Source organism: Rhizobium sp. CBN3 (assembly GCF_030518245.1).
GTDB lineage: Bacteria > Pseudomonadota > Alphaproteobacteria > Rhizobiales > Rhizobiaceae > Rhizobium > Rhizobium aethiopicum_A.
Genome location: NZ_JAULSE010000009.1, coordinates 34,916 through 52,549 on the forward strand (window position 1 = coordinate 34,916; position 17,634 = coordinate 52,549).

A 17,634-nucleotide genomic window follows, 5' to 3' on the forward strand; every position below is an offset into this window, starting at 1 on the left:
CGATGCGCGTTAACGTCATTATCCCTGTCTTCAATCGTCTGGAACAGACCCGGAAGGTGTTGGAGGCTCTCAGGAGACAAACTCTCGCCGACGCGCTGACGATCGTCGTTGTCAACGACGGTTCGACCGATGGAACGGCAGAATACCTGCAGTCGCAGGGCGATGTGGTCGAAATCCGGGGCGACGGCAATCTTTGGTGGGGAGGTGCCATCGAGGAGGGGCTGAAACACGTCCTTCCGTCCTGTCAGGCCGAAGATTATATCCTGTTTCTGAATAATGACACCTGGTTCGACGAAGATTATGTTGAAACCCTGGTGCAAACATCCAAGGCGAATGGCGAAGCCGCCGTCGGAAGCGTTATCCATGAAGAGGGGAAAGATCCACCTCTTGTGAGTATAGGACCTCGGATCAACATCAACAGGTTCGCGGTCTGGGATCTCCTTTCGGAATTGAGCGAAGCGCAACAACGGTCGCCTGAGAGCCAATACCGCGTGGATGCATTGAGCGGTCGAGGTACTCTATATCCAGCCCTCTTGTTTCGGAGATATGGCGGTATGCGGCCACGCCTGCTGCCGCACTACATGGCCGATTATGAAATCGCGATGCGCTTTTCGCGCGCCGGAGTGCCTCTGATCGTCAGCACAAAAGCAATCGTCTATTCCCCGCCAGTATATGGAAACGACGTCTCCAGGCATTCATGGAAAAAACGATTGTTTGGCAGGCGCTCTCCTCACAATGTGTTTCAACGCCTGATCTTCTATTCGCTTGTCGGTTCACCGGTGCAGCGATCGACCGCACCTTTCCGCATGGCCTATTTCTTTTACGCACGTGTCCTTTTGGGAAAGATCACGACCAGTCTTAAGAAATTCGCCTTTTCCCGTATGCGTGCAAGGCAGCTTGGCGAACTGAAACGTCACGGAGTAAGCGTTGGCCGCGATGTTGTGCTCTATGGCGCCCCTCTGTTGCAACGACATCCTGACAGTGAGATTCACCTCGGTGATCGCGTCGTCCTGTGTTCTGATTCCCGATTTACAGCGCTCGCTCTCAATCATCCGGTGAAGATAGCGACCATTCGCGCCGGATCGAAGATCAGCATTGGCGCAGACAGCGGCATCAGTGGTGCAACCATCGTCTCGGCTGTACGGATTTCAATCGGCGCGGAAGTGCTGATGGGAGCCAACGTCACGATTTTCGACACGGACTTTCATCCGATACGTCCGGAAGGGCGCCGTCATTCGGATGTCGAGGCGGACATCAAGACTGCACCGGTGCGCATTGGCGATAATGTGTTCATTGGCACCAATGCCCTGATCTTGCGTGGCACAGAAATAGGACGGGATAGCATTGTCGCTGCGGGTGCGGTCGTCCACGGAAATTTCCCCGAAGGGGCAATAATTGCCGGGAACCCGGCAAAGGTTGTCGGTAGCGTCTATAGAACATCCCAAGAACGTCCCGGTAGTCAACCAGACGGTGAACATGAAAATAGCAATATTTGACACTTATTACGCGCGGTTTCTGAAGCAATTCTATGCGCGGCGGCCACAGCTCCGAAAATCGACCTCGCCAGAACAGACGAAAGCTCTTTTGGCTGCCGCATTCGGCACGTCCGATTTCTACTCGCGCCATCTGAAGGACCAGGGTTGCAACGTCATTGACATCATCGGCAATTGTGTCCCGCTTCAATCCGCCTGGGCGCAAGAAAACAACGAGCCATTCAGCGCTTGGGCGATGAAACTGCCGCATCGGTTTTTCAGGCTGCCTTATGTTGGCGCACGCCTGGCGGCGCTCCCTGGCTTGCTGGAGGTCGCAATGGCCCGTGTTCGAGCATTCAAGCCGGATATACTCTACTGTCAGGATCTCAGCTTCTTTCCGCCGCATGCCCTGACGGAGTTGAAGAAGACGGTGCCGTTGATTGTCGGCCAGATCGCTTGTCCGCTGCCGCCGGGTGAGTTTCTGCGACCCTATGATCTTATTCTGACATCTTTCCCCCATTTCGTACCCCGTTTTTATGAGATGGGGATAAAATCCGAATATTTCAGGATTGGCTTCGATACTCGGGTGCTCGATCTCCTTGGCGATATCAGGCGCGATGTGCCGGTGAGCTTCGTTGGCGGCATAAGCCGTCATCACGGCAAGGCCGTCCCTTTGCTCGAACATCTTGCCGATACCACGCCGATACAGTTTTTCGGCTACGGCGCGAAGACGCTCCCGCGCTCTTCTCCGATTCGCAAACGTCACAATGGCGAAGTCTGGGGCCCGGATATGTATCGCGCGCTGGCGCGCAGCCGGATCACCGTCAACCGACACATCAATGTGGCCGAAAACAACGCCAATAACATGCGGCTCTATGAGGCGACCGGTGTCGGATCGCTGCTGATAACCGATAGGAAGGATAATCTCGGGGAGATTTTCGAGGTCGGCAAGGAAGTGGTTGCCTATTCCAGTGCTGAGGAAGCGACAGAACTCGTCCGCTACTATATAGACCACCCCGACGAGGCTGACGCGATCGCAAAGGCTGGTCAGGCAAGAACGCTGAGGGACCACACTTATAAGTCGAGGATGGAAGAATTGGTGCCGATCCTCGAACGATATCTGGAGAAACAGAGCTGATGTCGTTTCTGCGCGAGAGTCTCAATCGTTTTCCAGGGGTGAAGAGCCAATTGAAGCGATTGCGTGAACGGCTGTTGCCGGCGACGTCGGTATCGTCCCGCTATGTCGAGATAGAGGCGGCTCGTCGAGACAGCGAGAGTTCGCGCCTTGCCGCATCCTGGAAAGCGAGTGATCTGCCCGCCCGTCAGAGAGCCCTCGTCGAGCGCCAGCTGAAGGAATACCGCAGCGGCGCCACCATTGATGTATTCGATGTTTTTACCGCCGCTTTGCGCAGCATCGACAATCTTCCGGCCAATGCTTCGCTGCTCGAAATCGGTTGTTCCAGCGGCTATTATTCCGAAGTACTTGATGTGAGTGGCTTGCCGCTGCGTTATCGCGGCTGCGATTACTCCGATGCTTTCATCGATATGGCGCGCAGCATTTATCCCAGGCTGTCGTTCGACGTGGAGGATGCGACGCGGCTCAGCTATCACGATGACGCTTTCGATGTCGTCGTCTCAGGATGTTGTCTGCTGCATATCCCCAATTATGACGCGGCGATCGCAGAGAGCGCTCGTGTTGCCAAGGAATACGTGATTTTTCACCGTACGCCTGTTGTCTATGGCGAGCCGACCAAGTATTTCCGCAAACAGGCCTATGGCGTCGAGACCATAGAGATCCATTTTTCCGAGCCGCAGCTATTGGACATGTTTCGAGTTCACGGCCTGCACGTCCTGGCGACGTTCACGCTAACTGAGAACGTGGATCCACACGACAGTCGCAAGGGCAATGCAATGCGCACCTATTTGTGCAGGAAACAAACCTAATCATGACGAACTATTTCTGTACTCTTTTCGACAACGGCTATCTCATCAAGGGAATGACCATGATGGAGAGCCTCGTCCAGTGGTGCCCCGACGCGCATATTTTTGTGCTTTGCATGGACCAGCAGACGCAGGAGATATTAACCGCTCTTAAAAGGTCCTACATCACCTGCATTCCGCTCGCCGATATCGAGACGCCGGAACTCCTGGAAGTCAAGAAATCGCGCGGCGTCGCCGAATATTGCTGGACCCTGTCTCCGTGTCTGCCGAGTTTCGTCCTGGCGCACCATCCGGAAATCGATTTCATCACCTATCTCGATTCCGATCTGCTGTTTTATTCACCGCTCAGGCCGATTTTCGACGAAATCGGCAATAGTTCCATCGCCATTATCGAACACCGTTTTGCTCCGCGGTTGCAGAATCGGGAAATTAACGGCCGTTTTTGTGTCGAATGGGTGAGTTTCCGGCGGGACGAAGAGGGAATGCGCTGCCTCACTCGCTGGCGCGAGCAGTGCATCGAATGGTGCTACTATCGCCTGGAAGACGGCAAGATGGGTGATCAGAAGTATTTGGACGAATGGCCGGATCTGTATCCGAATTGCCATATCATCGAGCATCCCGGAGCTGGGATCGCGCCCTGGAACTACGAAAAGCTGCATTTTTCGCAGGATGCATCAGGCAGGATCAAGGTCGATGGTTCGCCTCTGATCTTCTATCACTTCCATCAGTTCCAGTTGCTGACCAATGGAATGTTCGATCGGTTGTCGGCTTTCTACACTGCCGTCTGCGAGGAACCTGACGCTGCTTACAGGGTCTACGAACGCGCTCTGATGCAAGCCCTGAAGGCGATCAGAACGGTTTCTCCCGGCTTTTCCGGCGGCATTCGTCCCTTTTTCCGGGTTAAGGCGCGCAGATGGGTGCAACGCCATGTACCCCGGCCGGTCATAAGCTTCCTGCACCATTTCATCAGGTATTGACGTCCCGCCAGCGGGCGGAGCCTGCCTCTAACCAAGCTGTTATTGGTACTGCCGGTTGATCCACTGTCGATAGCTGCCGCTTGTGAGGTTCTCTACCCAAGCATCGTTGGCGAGATACCATTCGACAGTCTTGCGAATGCCTGTCTCGAAGGTCTCACTAGGGCGCCAGTCCAGTTCCCTTTCTATCTTGGCCGCATCGATGGCGTAACGGCGATCATGACCTGGCCGATCACGCACAAAGGAAATCTGGGCCTTGTAGCTTGCCCCGTTTGGCAGGGGCCTCAATTCGTCGAGAATTTCGCAGAGCGTATTGACGACCGACAGGTTCGTCAGCTCATTCCTGCCGCCGACATTGTAGGTTTCCCCGACTTTTCCTCTTTCCAGAACATGTCGAATGGCGCTGCAATGATCTTTGACGAACAGCCAGTCGCGCACCTGCATCCCGTCTCCGTAGATCGGAATCTGTTTCCCTGAGAGGGCATTATGGATAACGAGCGGAATAAGCTTCTCGGGAAAATGATAGGGACCGTAATTGTTCGAACAGTTCGTCGTCAGAACGGGTAGGCCATAGGTGTGATGATAGGCGCGAACCAGATGGTCGCTTGCTGCCTTGCTCGCGGAATAAGGACTATTGGGTTCGTATTTGCGTTGTTCGCTGAAAGCGGCCTCGCCGGGAGCAAGCGAACCATAGACTTCGTCCGTCGATACGTGAAGGAAGCGAAAGCTTTCCCGGAAGTCTTCATTCTGTGAGGCAAGAAATCCCCGGACTGCCTCCAGCAGACGAAACGTGCCGACAATATTGGTCTGGATAAATTCTTCTGGTCCATGGATCGATCGATCGACATGACTTTCGGCAGCGAAATTCAGAATGGCGCGAGGCTGATGGGAACGGAGCAGTGCTTCGACAAGGTCGTAGTCCGCAATGCTGCCCTTGACGAAGACATGACGCGGATCACTCCAGATGGAGTTAAGGTTCTCAAGATTGCCGGCATAGGTGAGGGCATCGAGGTTGACGACCGGCTCATCGTGGAGCCCAAGCCAGTCGAGCACGAAATTCGCACCGATAAAGCCGGCGCCTCCCGTCACCAAGATCATGTTTTTCCCTTTGGACATCTGATAAATGGAAAGCTCTAGTCTCATTGCGCCAACCCGCCGTCAACCGAAGAGATCGACAATGCTGAATTTCGTTTGCCCCGGGTGTCGGTCACATTGGGGTTGCGCTGGTTCGGTCGTTTCCATAAACACCTCCCGAAGATTGCATCGAAAGACGACGTGAAAAAATGACGAAAACCGCGCTTATTACTGGGGTAACTGGTCAGGACGGTGCCTATCTGGCCGAATTGCTTTTGAGCAAAGGCTATACAGTGCACGGCATCAAGCGGCGATCGTCGTCTTTCAACACTGGCCGGATCGAGCACATCTATCAGGATCCGCACGAAACGCATCCGCGCTTCATCCTCCACTATGGCGATATGATCGACTCGACCAACCTCCTGCGAATTGTGCAGCAGACTCAGCCCGATGAAATCTATAACCTGGCCGCACAAAGCCATGTCGGCGTCAGTTTCGAAACGCCGGAATATACAGCCGATGCGGATGGTATCGGGACGTTGAGGCTGCTTGAGGCTATCCGCATCCTGGGCCTTGAGAAAAAAAGCCGGTTCTACCAGGCGTCGACATCGGAACTCTACGGTCTCGTGCAGCAAGTGCCGCAGAACGAGAAGACGCCGTTTTATCCGCGCTCGCCCTATGCCGCAGCCAAGCTCTATGCCTACTGGATCGTCGTGAATTATCGCGAGGCTTACGGCATGCACGCGTCGAATGGCATTCTGTTCAACCATGAAAGCCCGCTTCGCGGCGAGACCTTCGTCACGCGCAAGATCACGATGGCCGTGGCTGCCATCAGCCTCGGCCTTCAAGACAAGCTTTTCCTGGGGAATCTTGACGCCCAGCGTGACTGGGGCCATGCGCGCGAATATGTCGAGGGCATGTGGCTCATGCTGCAGCAGGACAAGCCGGAAGATTACGTCTTGGCGACGGGTGAGACGACGCGTGTCCGCCAGTTCGTCGAGTGGGCCTTCGCCGACGTCGGCATCGCTTTGGAATGGAAGGGGTCCGGCGCCGACGAAAAGGGTTATGACTCGGCCTCCGGCAGGTGCCTTGTGGAAATCGATCCCCGGTATTTCCGCCCGACGGAGGTCGATCTTCTGCTCGGCGACCCGACCAAGGCACGTCAGAATCTGGGCTGGCACCATAAGACGCCGGTTCGCGCGCTCGCCGCTGAGATGGTGCGCGAGGATATCAAGCACTGGAAGGCTCAAGGCAGCCGGAAAGAGGTCTGAGTGTACGACTTATCCAACAAGAAGATCTGGGTTGCCGGTCATCGTGGCATGGTCGGCAGTGCTCTTGTGCGCAGACTTCAATCCGAAGATTGCAACGTTATCACGGCCACGCGCGCCGAGGTCGACTTGAAGCGCCAGGAACAGGTCGAGAAATTTGTTGAAGCAACCCGGCCGGACGCGATCATTCTCGCCGCGGCCAAGGTTGGCGGCATCCTCGCGAATGACAGCTATCCCGCCGATTTCATCTCCGACAATCTGATTATTCAAGCCAACATCTTCGAAGCCGCCCACCGGGCGGGAGTGGACCGGCTTCTCTTCCTGGGCTCAAGCTGCATTTATCCCAAGCTCGCTCCGCAGCCGATTCCCGAAGAGGCTTTGTTGACCGGTCCGCTTGAGCCGACGAACGAATGGTACGCGATTGCCAAAATTGCGGGGATCAAGCTGGCGGAAGCCTATCGCAAGCAACATGGCCGGGACTACATTTCGGCCATGCCGACCAATCTATACGGCCCCGGCGATAATTTTGACCTGAATTCCAGTCATGTGCTGCCCGCGCTCATCCGCAAGGCGCATGCGGCGAAACTCCGCAAAGATCCGCACATGGTGGTCTGGGGTACGGGCACACCGCGCCGCGAGTTTCTCCACGTCGACGATTGCGCAGATGCACTGGTTTTTCTGTTGAAAAATTATTCGGACGCGCAGCACGTCAATGTCGGCTCGGGAACGGATCTCGAAATTATCGAGTTGACGCGTCTGGTCTGCCGGGTTGTCGGTTACGAGGGTGATATCATCCATGATCTTTCCAAGCCCGACGGCACGCCGCGAAAGCTGATGAGCAATCAAAAGCTGCAGGACATGGGCTGGAAACCGCGCATTTCGCTCGAGGATGGCATCCGAGCCACCTATGCCTGGTTTCTGCAGTTCGAAAATGGAGCCGATCCAACGGCCTGATCCCGGGCCGGCGAGAGCCGGCTATTCCCGCGGCGACGGTCGCGATTGCATGATGTCGCCAGCCTCCGATTGCCTCATGGGCGCCCGGAGCACGTTCCGCAAAAGGTGTACGGCGACCGGCAGGATAGCCCGACGATTGTGGCGGGGGACCCGATAGGGTTAGCGCCGGGGTATTGTAGAATATGCGGATATACGCATAATTCTGCGGCTGGCGCGCTGCCAGGCAGGTCGGACGAGGCTCTGGGGGATTCCATGGAAACAATCGTCGAGGACGCCGATGCTGGCGCAGTGTCGCCCGAACTCGTGGTCGATGCACTGTTTGCATGCCGAAAGACGGCAGCGATCAGGGCGGCCATCGAGCTTGATCTCTTTACTCATATCGGCGAGGGCAAGACGGCGGCAGGGCTGGCGTCGGCAACAAGCGCCTCGGAGCGAGGGGTGCGCATCCTCTGCGACTATCTCGTGGTCCACGGCTTCCTGACCAAGGACGGCGGACAGTACCGAATGACGCCCTCGACCAGAATGTTCCTTGATCGCAATTCGCCGGCCTTTATGGGCTCTGCCGTCGAGTTTGCCGCTGCACCCGAAGTACTGAATAATTTTCTGCGCGATCCGGCCGCGGTCGTGCGAAACGGCGGTTCGGCCGGTCTTGCGAATATGTCGGCGGATAATCCCGTCTGGTTGAAGTTTGCGCGCGGCATGGGCTCTTTCACCGGCCTAAGCGCCAAAATACTGGCTGGCGAAATATCTAATTGGCCGAGGTCTCCAAAAAAGGTCTTGGACATCGCGGCGGGTCCGGGCCTCTTCGGCATCGAAATTGCCAAGGCCTTTCCATCGGCGGAGATCGTCGGCGTCGACTGGGGCGCCGTCTTGGAGTTGTCGAGGCAGAATGCGGAAAAATCAGGCGTAGCGGACCGCTATCGGACAATCGCCGGCAGCGCCTTCGACGTCGACTGGGGCGCCGGTTATGATCTCGTCCTGCTTCCCAATTTCCTCCACCATTTCGATTTGCCGACATGTGCTGAGCTGTTGCGAAAGATCATCGCGAGCCTTGCAGAGGAGGGCCGGATCGTCGCGGTCGATTTCGTGCCGAACGAAGACGGGGTCTCGCCGCCTTTTCCCGCGGCGTTCTCCTGGGAGATGCTCGCCAGCACGCCGGCGGGCCAGGCTTACACGCAGAGCGAACTGACCGGGATGGCAAGACTGGCCGGCCTCGCCGGCGTCACGGTCAAACCGATGCCGCCAACTCCGGCTAGCATCATCCTCTTTGAATAGCTGCAGCAAAAAGCCGTCTGTCCTATTTTGTCGACAGAACCGAGCTCATCTGAGATTGAGAAGAACTGGCTGGGGAACCTGGATTCGAACCAAGATCGACGGAGTCAGAGTCCGCTGTTCTACCATTGAACTATTCCCCAGCAAGCGAACCGGCGGGCGGTTCGGCTGGTGTGCGGCGCTTATAAACAAAAGCCCGGCGATTGCAAATACCTGTTTTGAAAAAAATCGGCCTTCTCAGGCCAGGGGTGAGACTCGTCCGCAAGACCCTCTGTCAAAAAAGAATTTGGTGATTTTGGCGGGCGCTGATATTCTTGCGGCAACGCAAAAATCGAATGAGCGCCTGCTGCATATCCCAGGGACTTGCGCGGCGCGGTGGAAAAACAACGTGGAAGACCCCGAAGGCGGCGCGAAGCCGCAATTTGACGGGGCGACGGCGGCAGGGCGCAGGGACGGCAAGAAGTCCAGGCGTCGCAAGGGCAAGCGCGGCGGGCAGACCCGCAGCGCCGCTCATCCCGCTTCGCATGAGTTTCCCGGCAGTGCCGGGCAGCCTGCGCGCCCCATGGACGATGCGGCCGGACATCCGGCTCGCAAGCGAAAGCGCCGCCGTCGCGGCGGTCAAGGCGCTTCGCAGGATAGTTCAGTCCAAAACCAGAAGGTGGAACAGGGCTCGGCAGCCAGTGCCGCCCCGACCGGCAGCGATTCCGCATCGAGCCGGCGCAACCGCCGCAAGCATCGCGGCAAGCGCGGGCTGCAGGGCCGGCCGCTGAACTCGGCCAAGCCTTCCCATGTCCCGCTGCAGGAAAGCCGCGTCGAAGAGACGGCGCGCAGTGCCGTCCCGCGCGAGATCCAGAACGGCGCCGGCCGCAAAGGCCGCCAGGAGAGCAACGGTCATCAGGGGGATCGTCAGGCCGGCGAGCACGCATGGCCGGAAGAACTCTATGCCGCGCTCGATCTCGGCACCAATAATTGCCGCCTGCTCATTGCCCAGCCGACCCGGCCGGGCCAGTTCCGCGTCGTCGATGCCTTTTCCCGCATCGTAAGGCTCGGCGAGGGTCTTGCCGCCAGCGGCCGTCTGTCCGACGAGGCGATGGAAAGGGCGATCGAGGCGCTGAGAATCTGCGCCGGCAAGCTCAGGAACCGGGAGATCCGCCGCATGCGGCTGATCGCCACCGAAGCCTGCCGTCAGGCGATCAATGGCGCCGAGTTCCTCGGACGCGTTGTCGCCGAAACCGGCCTCGAGCTTGAGATCATCGACCGGGAGACCGAGGCACGCCTTGCGGTCTCCGGCTGCTCCTCGCTCGTCGGCCGCGAGACCCGTTCCGTCGTCCTCTTCGATATTGGCGGCGGCTCGTCGGAGATCGCCGTCATCCGTATCGGCGATAGTCGCTTCAGCCGGCTCGCCAATCACATCACCCACTGGACCTCGCTGCCGGTCGGCGTCGTGACGCTGTCGGAGCGTCACGGCGGGCGCGACGTCACGCCGGAACTTTTCGAGGGCATGGTGCGCGAGGTCGAAGCCATGCTCGGACGTTTCGATTGCCCGGAGATCGAGATCGCTGGGACGGGCGATTTTCACCTCATCGGCACGTCGGGCACGGTGACGACGCTTGCCGGCGTCCATCTCGACCTGCCGCGTTATGACCGGCGCAAGGTCGACGGCATCTGGCTCTCGGATGACGAGGTCTCCGCCATGCAGGCGAAGCTTCTCTCCTGGGATTTCGAGAGCCGTGCCGCCAATCCCTGCATCGGGCCGGACCGCGCCGATCTGGTGCTTGCCGGCTGCGCCATCCTCGAGGCGATCCGCCGCCGCTGGCCGAGCCCGCGCATGCGGGTCGCCGATCGCGGCTTGAGGGAAGGCCTGCTCACCGACATGATGGCCGATGACGGCGTGTGGCGGCGAAACCGCAACCGTCGCGGCCAGCGGGCGAAATAAGGGGAAGGGCATGACGAAGGCACCGATCGCGGGAAACCGCACCGGCCGCAAGCTCGGCCAGCGCGTCAAGAACAAGAAGATGAAGGCCTCCTCCCGCCAATGGCTGCAGCGCCACATCAACGATCCCTACGTCCAGCGCGCCCAGCTCGAAGGTTATCGCGCCCGCGCCGCCTTCAAGCTGTTGGAGATCGACGAGAAATACCACATCCTGCGCGGCGCCAGGCGCATCATCGATCTGGGCGCGGCGCCCGGCAGCTGGTCGCAAATCGCCGCCAAGGTCACCGGCTCGACCGATGAGGACGTGCGGGTTGCTGCGATCGATTTCCTCGAAATGGCCCAGCTTCCCGGCGTCAAGATCCTGCAGCTCGATTTCCTCGATCCCAGTGCGCCGGAAAAGCTGATGGAGGCTGTCGGCGGCACGCCCGATCTCGTTATTTCCGATATGGCCGCGCCGACCACGGGCCACCACCGCACCGATCATCTGCGCACCATGCATCTCTGTGAGGTGGCTGCCCATTTCGCCATCGAGGTGCTGGGGGAGGGCGGACATTTCCTCACCAAGACCTTCCAGGGCGGCACCGAGCGTGATCTGCTCGCCATGCTGAAGCAGAACTTTCGCCAGGTCGTCCATGTCAAGCCGAACTCGTCGCGCGCCGAATCGGTCGAGATGTTCCTGCTGGCAAAGGGCTTCAAAGGCCGCAAGCCGGAAGCTGACGCAGAGCAAGCTTGATCTCGGGTCGATCCCGGCCGATGATGATCCCATGCTTCTTTACGTCACGCTCGGAACCAATGACCTCGACCGCGCAGGGCATTTTTACGATGCCGTTCTGCCCGCGCTCGGCTATCGTCGCCAGCATTTTTCCCAGGAGGAGATCGGCTATTCCGCCGCGGGCGACACGCGCTGCCGCTTCTGGGTGGTGACGCCCTTCAATCGCCGTAGAGCAACTGCGGGCAATGGCGCCATGGTCGCATTCACCGCCGAAACGCGGGCAGCGGTCGATGCCTTCCATGCGGCGGCAATCGCGGCAGGCGCCGCCGATGAAGGCGGGCCGGGTCTGCGCTCCTACCATGCCCATTTCTATGCCGCCTATGTCCGAGATCTCGATGGCAACAAACTCTCTGCCGTCTGCGAGAGTCCTGGATAGGAGCTCATTTCACTGCTTGCTGCTCAGCCTCGATCGCAGTTGCCGCCACGCGTCTCGAGCGGTGGCCGGAAACGAGCGCGCCGGCGTTGCGGTCCATCCGGATGAAGGGAATGGTCGCAATCACAGTCAGTCCGGCAATGATGTAGAAAGCCAGGTGGAAATCAGCGACATCAAGCGCCTCGCCCCTGATATAGATCGAGGTCTCCAATATTGCGGCCGCCACCGCGACGCCGAGCGCCAGGCTAATCTGCTGCATGACGGAGCTCATCGATGTCGCCTGGCTGGCTTCGGCATCATCGATATCGGCGAAGGCAAGCGCATTGACGCCGGTGAACATGAAGGAGCGGGAGAAGCCGCCCAAGAGCAGCACACCGATGATGACGAGGTGCGGCGTTGCCGGCGTGAAGAGGCCGGTGATGACGGTCACAAGCGTCGTCACCATGGCGGCGCCGATCAGAGTCGTGCGAAAGCCGGTGGCCGCGAAAACGCGCTTGGCCATGAACTTCGTGGTGATCGCCCCGATCGCTCCAGCAAAGGTGATGAGGCCGGATTGGAACGGCGTCAGCCCGAAGCCGAGCTGCAGCATCAGCGGTGTCAGGAACGGCATGGCGCCGACGCAAATTCGAAAGAGATTGCCGCCCATGGTCGAAGCCCGGAACGTCGGATTTTTGAACAGGTTGAGGTTGAGGATCGGCGCCGGGTGGCGCTTCGCATGGCTGATGTAGAGGACGCCGCAGCCAAGGCCAATCAAGGTCGCGGTGATGCCGATGATCGGCGGCAGGGCCGGCAGGCTGACCACCGACAGGCCGAAGACGACGCCGGCGGCTGAAAGCGAGGTGAGCACGAAGCCGGTGAAATCGAGCTTCGGCGGCGCCATCGCTTCCACCTCCGGCAGGAAGATCGTTGCAAGCCAGATGCCGATGATGCCGACCGGCACGTTGATCAGGAAGATCCAATGCCAACTGAAATAGGTGGTGATGAAGCCGCCGAGCGGCGGGCCGGTGAGCGGGCCGACAAGCGCGGGAATGGTGAGCAGCGCCATGGCCGAGACGAGGTCGCTGCGCTGCGTGGTGCGCACCAGGACGAGACGGCCGACCGGCGTCATCATCGCGCCGCCCATGCCCTGCAGGAAGCGGGCAAACACGAATTCGACGAGATTGGAGGAGACGGCGCAGAAGATCGAGCCGATGACGAAGACTGAGATGGCAAGGCGGAAGATCTTCTTGGCGCCGAACCTGTCGGCCATCCAGCCGCTGACCGGGATGAACACCGCCAGCGCCACCATGTAGGAGGTCAGCGCCAGCTTCAGCGTGATCGGCCCGACATGGAGATCCCTGGCGATTGCCGGCAGCGCCGTCGAAATCACGGTGGAGTCCATCTGCTCCATGAAGAGAGCGACGGCAAGGATCAGCGGGACGATGCGGTTCATAGGCGGGAGCCTGATAGGCTGCGGATTGGAGCAGGAAAGGCATTTGCTGTGTAGACCCACTTCCCGGGCCTGCCAATCCTTCAATCCGCTTCGATGGCATGTTTGGTTCACGTCTGCGTGAGATGGCTTGCCCGACATCCTGCCCTATTAAGATTGACCTATGTTCACCTCGCCCGGCGCAGGAAATCCGGGCGGGCATATCGTCGGGGCAGCGCAATGACACCGCGCATCGGGAGTGGATATGGCAATTTCAACGCCATTAAAGCGGCGCACGTTTTTTGCCGCAGGCCTCGGGCTGCTGGCGGCGCCGGTGATTTTAAGAGAGAAGGCCGTGGCGGCCGCGACTGGAGAAAGCAGCAATATGAATGCAATGCCTTTGCCCGAGATCGATCAATTCAAGCTCGGTTCCTATAAATTCACCGTAGTGCGCGATGGCATCAACATCTCCGAAAAACCCTATGAAACCTACGGCACCAATCAGGATCCCGAAACGGTCAAGGCATTGCTGACCGCAAACTTCCTGCCGGCCGACAAGATCCTGAGCGGCTACACGCCTGCCCTCATCGATACCGGCTCGGATGTCATTCTTGTCGATACCGGCTTCGGTGCAGCCGGGCGGGCGCGCGGCGCCGGCCGGCTTGCCGAAGGCCTGAAAACTGCAGGATACTCGGCGGACGACGTCACCCTCGTGGCGCTCACCCATCTGCACGGCGATCATATCGGCGGTCTGATGGAAAATGGCGCAGCCGCCTTCAAGAATGCCCGCTATGTCATCGGCCAGGCCGAATATGATTTCTGGTCGAACAAATCACGCGAAGGCACGCCCGCCGAAGGCGGCCACAAGGCCGTGCTCGCCAACGTGACGCCGCTCGTCGAAAAAGCCACCTTCATCAAGGACGGTGACAGCATTGCGCCCGGCATGACGGCGATGCTGGCCGCCGGTCACAGCCCGGGCCACATGGTGTTCCATGTGGAATCCGAGGGCAAGCGCCTGGTGCTGACCGGCGATACGGCCAACCACTATATTCTGTCGCTGCTGCGCCCCGATTGGGAAGTGCGCTTCGATATGGACAAGGCGCAGGCGGCAGCCAGTCGCCGCAAGGTTTTCGACATGATCGCCACCGACAAGATCGCCTTCCTCGGCTACCACATGCCTTTCCCGGCGGTCGGCTTCGCCGAGAAGCAGGATGGCGGCTATCGCTTCGTGCCGAAGACCTACCAGTTCGATATCTGAGCGACATGCAAGACGCGCAAAGGACGCTGTAACACTTTGAATCTACGCATCGTGCTTTCCGAAATCGATTCCGATTTTCGGGCCGATGCGGTAGATGCATGGCTCCCATGACGAGCCGGGCGGCCACGCCGGGCTTTTTGCTATTTCCTTCCTGTCATAGACGTGTTACCAGCCCTCGCCAACTTCCAAGCAACTCATGCACACCGCCGGGGCGGACGATTCGTTTCCGGGCCGGGTTGCATTTTCTTAACTGAAGGAATTTGGCCATGGCCCGCATCATTGAAACGGCAACCGGCGCGGACGCGCTTACCTTCGACGACGTGCTGCTGCAGCCCGGCCATTCCGAGGTCATGCCCGGCCAGACGAATATCGCCACCCGCATCGCCCGCGACTTCGATCTCAACATCCCGATCCTCTCTTCGGCCATGGATACCGTCACCGAAAGCCGGCTGGCGATCGCCATGGCCCAGGCCGGCGGCCTCGGCGTCATCCACCGCAACCTGACGCCGATCGAGCAGGCCGAAGAGGTCCGCCAAGTGAAGAAGTTCGAAAGCGGCATGGTCGTCAATCCCGTCACCATCGGCCCGGAAGCGAAGCTTGCCGAAGCGCTCTCCCTGATGAAGTCGCACGGCATCTCCGGCATCCCGGTCGTCGAGAAGTCCGGCCGCCTCGTCGGCATCCTCACCAACCGCGACGTCCGCTTCGCCTCTGATCCGGAGCAGAAGATCCATGAGCTGATGACCAAGGACAATCTGGTCACCGTCAAGGAAAACGTCGATCAGCAGGAAGCCAAGCGCCTGCTGCACTCGCATCGCATCGAGAAGCTGCTGGTTGTCGACCCGGAAGGCCGCTGTGTCGGTCTCATCACCGTCAAGGATATCGAGAAGTCGCAGTTGAACCCGAACGCCTCCAAGGATGCCCAGGGCAGGCTTCGCGCCGCCGCCGCCATCAGCGTCGGCGATGACGGCTTTGAGCGGGCCGAACGGCTGATCGAGGCCGGCGTCGACCTTCTGGTCGTCGATACCGCCCATGGCCATTCGCAGCGCGTCCTCGATGCCGTTGCCCGCGTCAAGAAGCTGTCCAACTCGGTCAGGATCATGGCCGGCAACGTCGCCACCTATGACGGCACCAGGGCGCTGATCGACGCGGGTGCCGATGCCGTCAAGGTCGGCATCGGCCCGGGCTCGATCTGCACGACGCGCATCGTCGCCGGCGTCGGCGTTCCCCAGCTCGCCGCCATCATGTCGGCAGTCGAGGCCGCGCGCGATCAGGACGTGCCCGTCATCGCCGATGGCGGCATCAAATTTTCCGGCGACCTGGCCAAGGCGATTGCCGCCGGCGCTTCCGCCGTCATGATCGGCTCGCTGCTGGCCGGCACCGATGAGAGCCCCGGCGAGGTCTATCTCTACCAGGGCCGCTCCTTCAAAGCCTATCGCGGCATGGGCTCCGTCGGCGCCATGGCCCGCGGCTCGGCCGACCGCTATTTCCAGGCGGAGGTGCGCGACACGCTGAAGCTCGTGCCGGAAGGCATTGAGGGGCAGGTGCCCTACAAGGGGCCGGTAGCGGCAGTCGTCCACCAGCTCGCCGGCGGCCTCAAGGCGGCCATGGGTTATGTCGGCGGCAAGGATCTGAAGGATTTCCAGGAGCGCGCCACCTTCGTGCGCATCTCCGGCGCCGGTCTTCGCGAAAGCCACGCCCATGACGTGACGATCACCCGCGAGAGCCCGAATTATCCGGGCGCCGGCCTCTGATCATGAAGGCGGGCAGCGCAATTCCCCTCTGGGTCGTCGCGCTGCTCGCCGCCCTCTGCCTTGCCGTGCTCGCCTGGACGACCTTCGGCTTCGTCGTGCCCTTCAAGCACGAAACCGGGCAAGCGGTGCTCGACACCTATTTCGCCGGTTACGACGAATCGGCCGTCTTCCACATGCAGAAGCTGCTCGACGAGAACGAGACGGCAGCCAAATTGCTCAACGCCATGTATTTCGGGCCGGAGCTGATCTTTCCGGCATTGCTGACGGCGCTGCTGTTCCTTGTTTTCCTCAGGCTTGGCCCTGTCGGCTCGTGGTTCGGCCGGTCGCTTCATCCGCTCGTTGCCAAGGCAATCTATCTGCTGCCTTTCATCTACGGCATCTCCGACTACGGCGAGAACATTTCCAGCCTGATCGCCTTTGGCAACGGCGCGTCCGCAGGTCTTGCAATGCACCTGCTTCCGTGGATGACGCGGTTGAAATTCGCAAGCCTCGCTATCTGCTTCATCGTTGCCGCCCGGCTTGCCATTGCCCGTTGGCTGTCGCCGCGCGAAGGCTGAGGGCGCTTGCGCCGTCTGTCTATGCGATTTAAGGCCGCGTGGTATCCGGTTCCGCTTTCGGCTATTGCTCGAAAGATTGCAAATGCGGAAAGGACTTAAGGCCCATATGACCGGCTATCAAATCTTCTGGCCACTCCTCGCCCATGTGGCCCTGGTCTATGGTATTTATGCGCTTCTGGGCACGCGGCGCGCGAAAATGGTCCGCGCCGGCAAGATAGAGCAATCGGAGTATCGCGAAAATCGTGACGAACCCGCCGAAAGCCTTGTGGTCAAGAACTGCCTCGCCAACCAGTTCGAATTGCCTGTGCTCTTCTACGCCTGCTGTGTTCTTCTCTATGTCACCGAAGCAGACAATCTTGTCTCCGTCTGCCTCGCCTGGACCTTCGTCATCCTGCGTTATGCTCATGCCGCCATTCACGTCACCAGCAATGATCTCCGCTATCGCAGCCCGATCTTTGCTGCCGGTTATCTGGTGCTTGCAGTCATGTGGGGTTGGCTCGCCATCTGGATGGCGGTGGGCTGATGCTGATGTGCGCAGGCAGCAGCTCACTGGATTTTACAACTAATCGACGTTTTTCGCGTGCAAGTCAATCAGAGCAATGTGGTCTAGAAGCCTGATTTTCCAGA

16 protein-coding genes and 1 tRNA gene are annotated in these 17,634 nt (G+C 59.3%); 14 read left to right on the top strand and 3 right to left on the bottom strand.

Features of this window, described 5'->3' with window-relative positions; genetic code table 11:
• Window positions 1-2 precede the first annotated feature (2 nt).
• Genes QWJ46_RS15185 through QWJ46_RS15200 form a run of 4 tightly spaced genes read left to right on the top strand, consistent with a single transcriptional unit; the run spans window position 3 to window position 4,390 of the window.
• Complete coding sequence (locus QWJ46_RS15185; RefSeq protein WP_302751919.1) at window positions 3-1,496, top strand: glycosyltransferase; 1,494 nt, start codon at window positions 3-5, stop codon at window positions 1,494-1,496.
• Window positions 1,396-2,610 (top strand): glycosyltransferase, encoded by a 1,215-nt coding sequence (locus QWJ46_RS15190; RefSeq protein ID WP_302751920.1) that lies wholly within the window; start codon window positions 1,396-1,398, stop codon window positions 2,608-2,610. The genes QWJ46_RS15185 and QWJ46_RS15190 overlap by 101 nt, the downstream gene beginning before the upstream one ends.
• Window positions 2,610-3,416, top strand: coding sequence for a class I SAM-dependent methyltransferase (locus QWJ46_RS15195; protein WP_302751922.1), 807 nt, complete (start codon window positions 2,610-2,612; stop codon window positions 3,414-3,416). The genes QWJ46_RS15190 and QWJ46_RS15195 overlap by 1 nt, the downstream gene beginning before the upstream one ends.
• A gap of 2 nt (window positions 3,417-3,418) precedes the next feature.
• Complete coding sequence (locus QWJ46_RS15200) at window positions 3,419-4,390, top strand: hypothetical protein (RefSeq protein WP_302751923.1); 972 nt, start codon at window positions 3,419-3,421, stop codon at window positions 4,388-4,390.
• A gap of 39 nt (window positions 4,391-4,429) precedes the next feature.
• Here the strand turns inward: QWJ46_RS15200 and rfbB are convergent, their stop codons facing one another.
• Window positions 4,430-5,485 (bottom strand): dTDP-glucose 4,6-dehydratase, encoded by a 1,056-nt coding sequence (gene rfbB, locus QWJ46_RS15205; RefSeq protein WP_302752093.1) that lies wholly within the window; start codon window positions 5,483-5,485, stop codon window positions 4,430-4,432.
• Between the two features lie 185 nt (window positions 5,486-5,670).
• Here rfbB and gmd point away from each other — a divergent pair, with 185 nt between their 5' ends.
• The 3 genes from gmd (at window position 5,671) to QWJ46_RS15220 (ending at window position 8,958) form a co-directional block, all read left to right on the top strand.
• Complete coding sequence (gene gmd / locus QWJ46_RS15210) at window positions 5,671-6,732, top strand: GDP-mannose 4,6-dehydratase (protein WP_302751924.1); 1,062 nt, start codon at window positions 5,671-5,673, stop codon at window positions 6,730-6,732.
• Window positions 6,733-7,683, top strand: a complete 951-nt coding sequence (locus QWJ46_RS15215) for a GDP-L-fucose synthase (protein ID WP_302751926.1) — start codon at window positions 6,733-6,735, stop codon at window positions 7,681-7,683. It begins immediately after the preceding gene.
• A 252-nt stretch (window positions 7,684-7,935) separates the two neighbouring features.
• Complete coding sequence (locus QWJ46_RS15220) at window positions 7,936-8,958, top strand: bifunctional 2-polyprenyl-6-hydroxyphenol methylase/3-demethylubiquinol 3-O-methyltransferase UbiG (protein WP_302751927.1); 1,023 nt, start codon at window positions 7,936-7,938, stop codon at window positions 8,956-8,958.
• Between the two features lie 66 nt (window positions 8,959-9,024).
• Here the strand turns inward: QWJ46_RS15220 and QWJ46_RS15225 are convergent.
• Window positions 9,025-9,098, bottom strand: a tRNA-Gln gene (locus QWJ46_RS15225).
• 245 nt (window positions 9,099-9,343) lie between these two features.
• Here QWJ46_RS15225 and QWJ46_RS15230 point away from each other — a divergent pair.
• Genes QWJ46_RS15230 through QWJ46_RS15240 form a run of 3 tightly spaced genes read left to right on the top strand, consistent with a single transcriptional unit; the run spans window position 9,344 to window position 12,036 of the window.
• A complete protein-coding gene (locus QWJ46_RS15230; protein ID WP_302751928.1) occupies window positions 9,344-10,891 on the top strand; it encodes a Ppx/GppA phosphatase family protein in 1,548 nt (515 codons plus the stop codon).
• A 10-nt stretch (window positions 10,892-10,901) separates the two neighbouring features.
• Window positions 10,902-11,621, top strand: a complete 720-nt coding sequence (locus tag QWJ46_RS15235; RefSeq protein ID WP_020920486.1) for an RlmE family RNA methyltransferase — start codon at window positions 10,902-10,904, stop codon at window positions 11,619-11,621.
• Between the two features lie 31 nt (window positions 11,622-11,652).
• Window positions 11,653-12,036, top strand: coding sequence for a VOC family protein (locus QWJ46_RS15240; protein ID WP_302751929.1), 384 nt, complete (start codon window positions 11,653-11,655; stop codon window positions 12,034-12,036).
• A 4-nt stretch (window positions 12,037-12,040) separates the two neighbouring features.
• Here QWJ46_RS15240 and QWJ46_RS15245 read toward each other — a convergent pair whose 3' ends face one another.
• Window positions 12,041-13,465 carry an MFS transporter gene (locus tag QWJ46_RS15245; RefSeq protein WP_302751931.1) on the bottom strand — a complete coding sequence of 475 codons (1,425 nt, stop codon included), beginning with the start codon at window positions 13,463-13,465 and terminating at the stop codon, window positions 12,041-12,043.
• A 241-nt stretch (window positions 13,466-13,706) separates the two neighbouring features.
• On the opposite strand from QWJ46_RS15245, the gene QWJ46_RS15250 reads away from it, so the two are divergent.
• The 4 genes from QWJ46_RS15250 to QWJ46_RS15265 all read left to right on the top strand — a co-directional run bounded on the left by QWJ46_RS15250 (window position 13,707) and on the right by QWJ46_RS15265 (window position 17,530).
• Entirely contained in the window at window positions 13,707-14,699 is a 993-nt protein-coding gene (locus QWJ46_RS15250; protein ID WP_302751933.1) for an MBL fold metallo-hydrolase, read from the top strand.
• Between the two features lie 266 nt (window positions 14,700-14,965).
• A complete protein-coding gene (gene guaB / locus QWJ46_RS15255; RefSeq protein ID WP_184455262.1) occupies window positions 14,966-16,450 on the top strand; it encodes an IMP dehydrogenase in 1,485 nt (494 codons plus the stop codon).
• Between the two features lie 2 nt (window positions 16,451-16,452).
• On the top strand, window positions 16,453-17,007 hold the full coding sequence (locus QWJ46_RS15260; protein ID WP_302751934.1) for a hypothetical protein: 555 nt from the start codon (window positions 16,453-16,455) through the stop codon (window positions 17,005-17,007).
• 106 nt (window positions 17,008-17,113) lie between these two features.
• Window positions 17,114-17,530: an MAPEG family protein gene (locus QWJ46_RS15265; protein ID WP_302751935.1), complete on the top strand. Its 417-nt coding sequence runs from the start codon at window positions 17,114-17,116 to the stop codon at window positions 17,528-17,530.
• The last annotated feature ends 104 nt before the right edge of the window (window positions 17,531-17,634 follow it).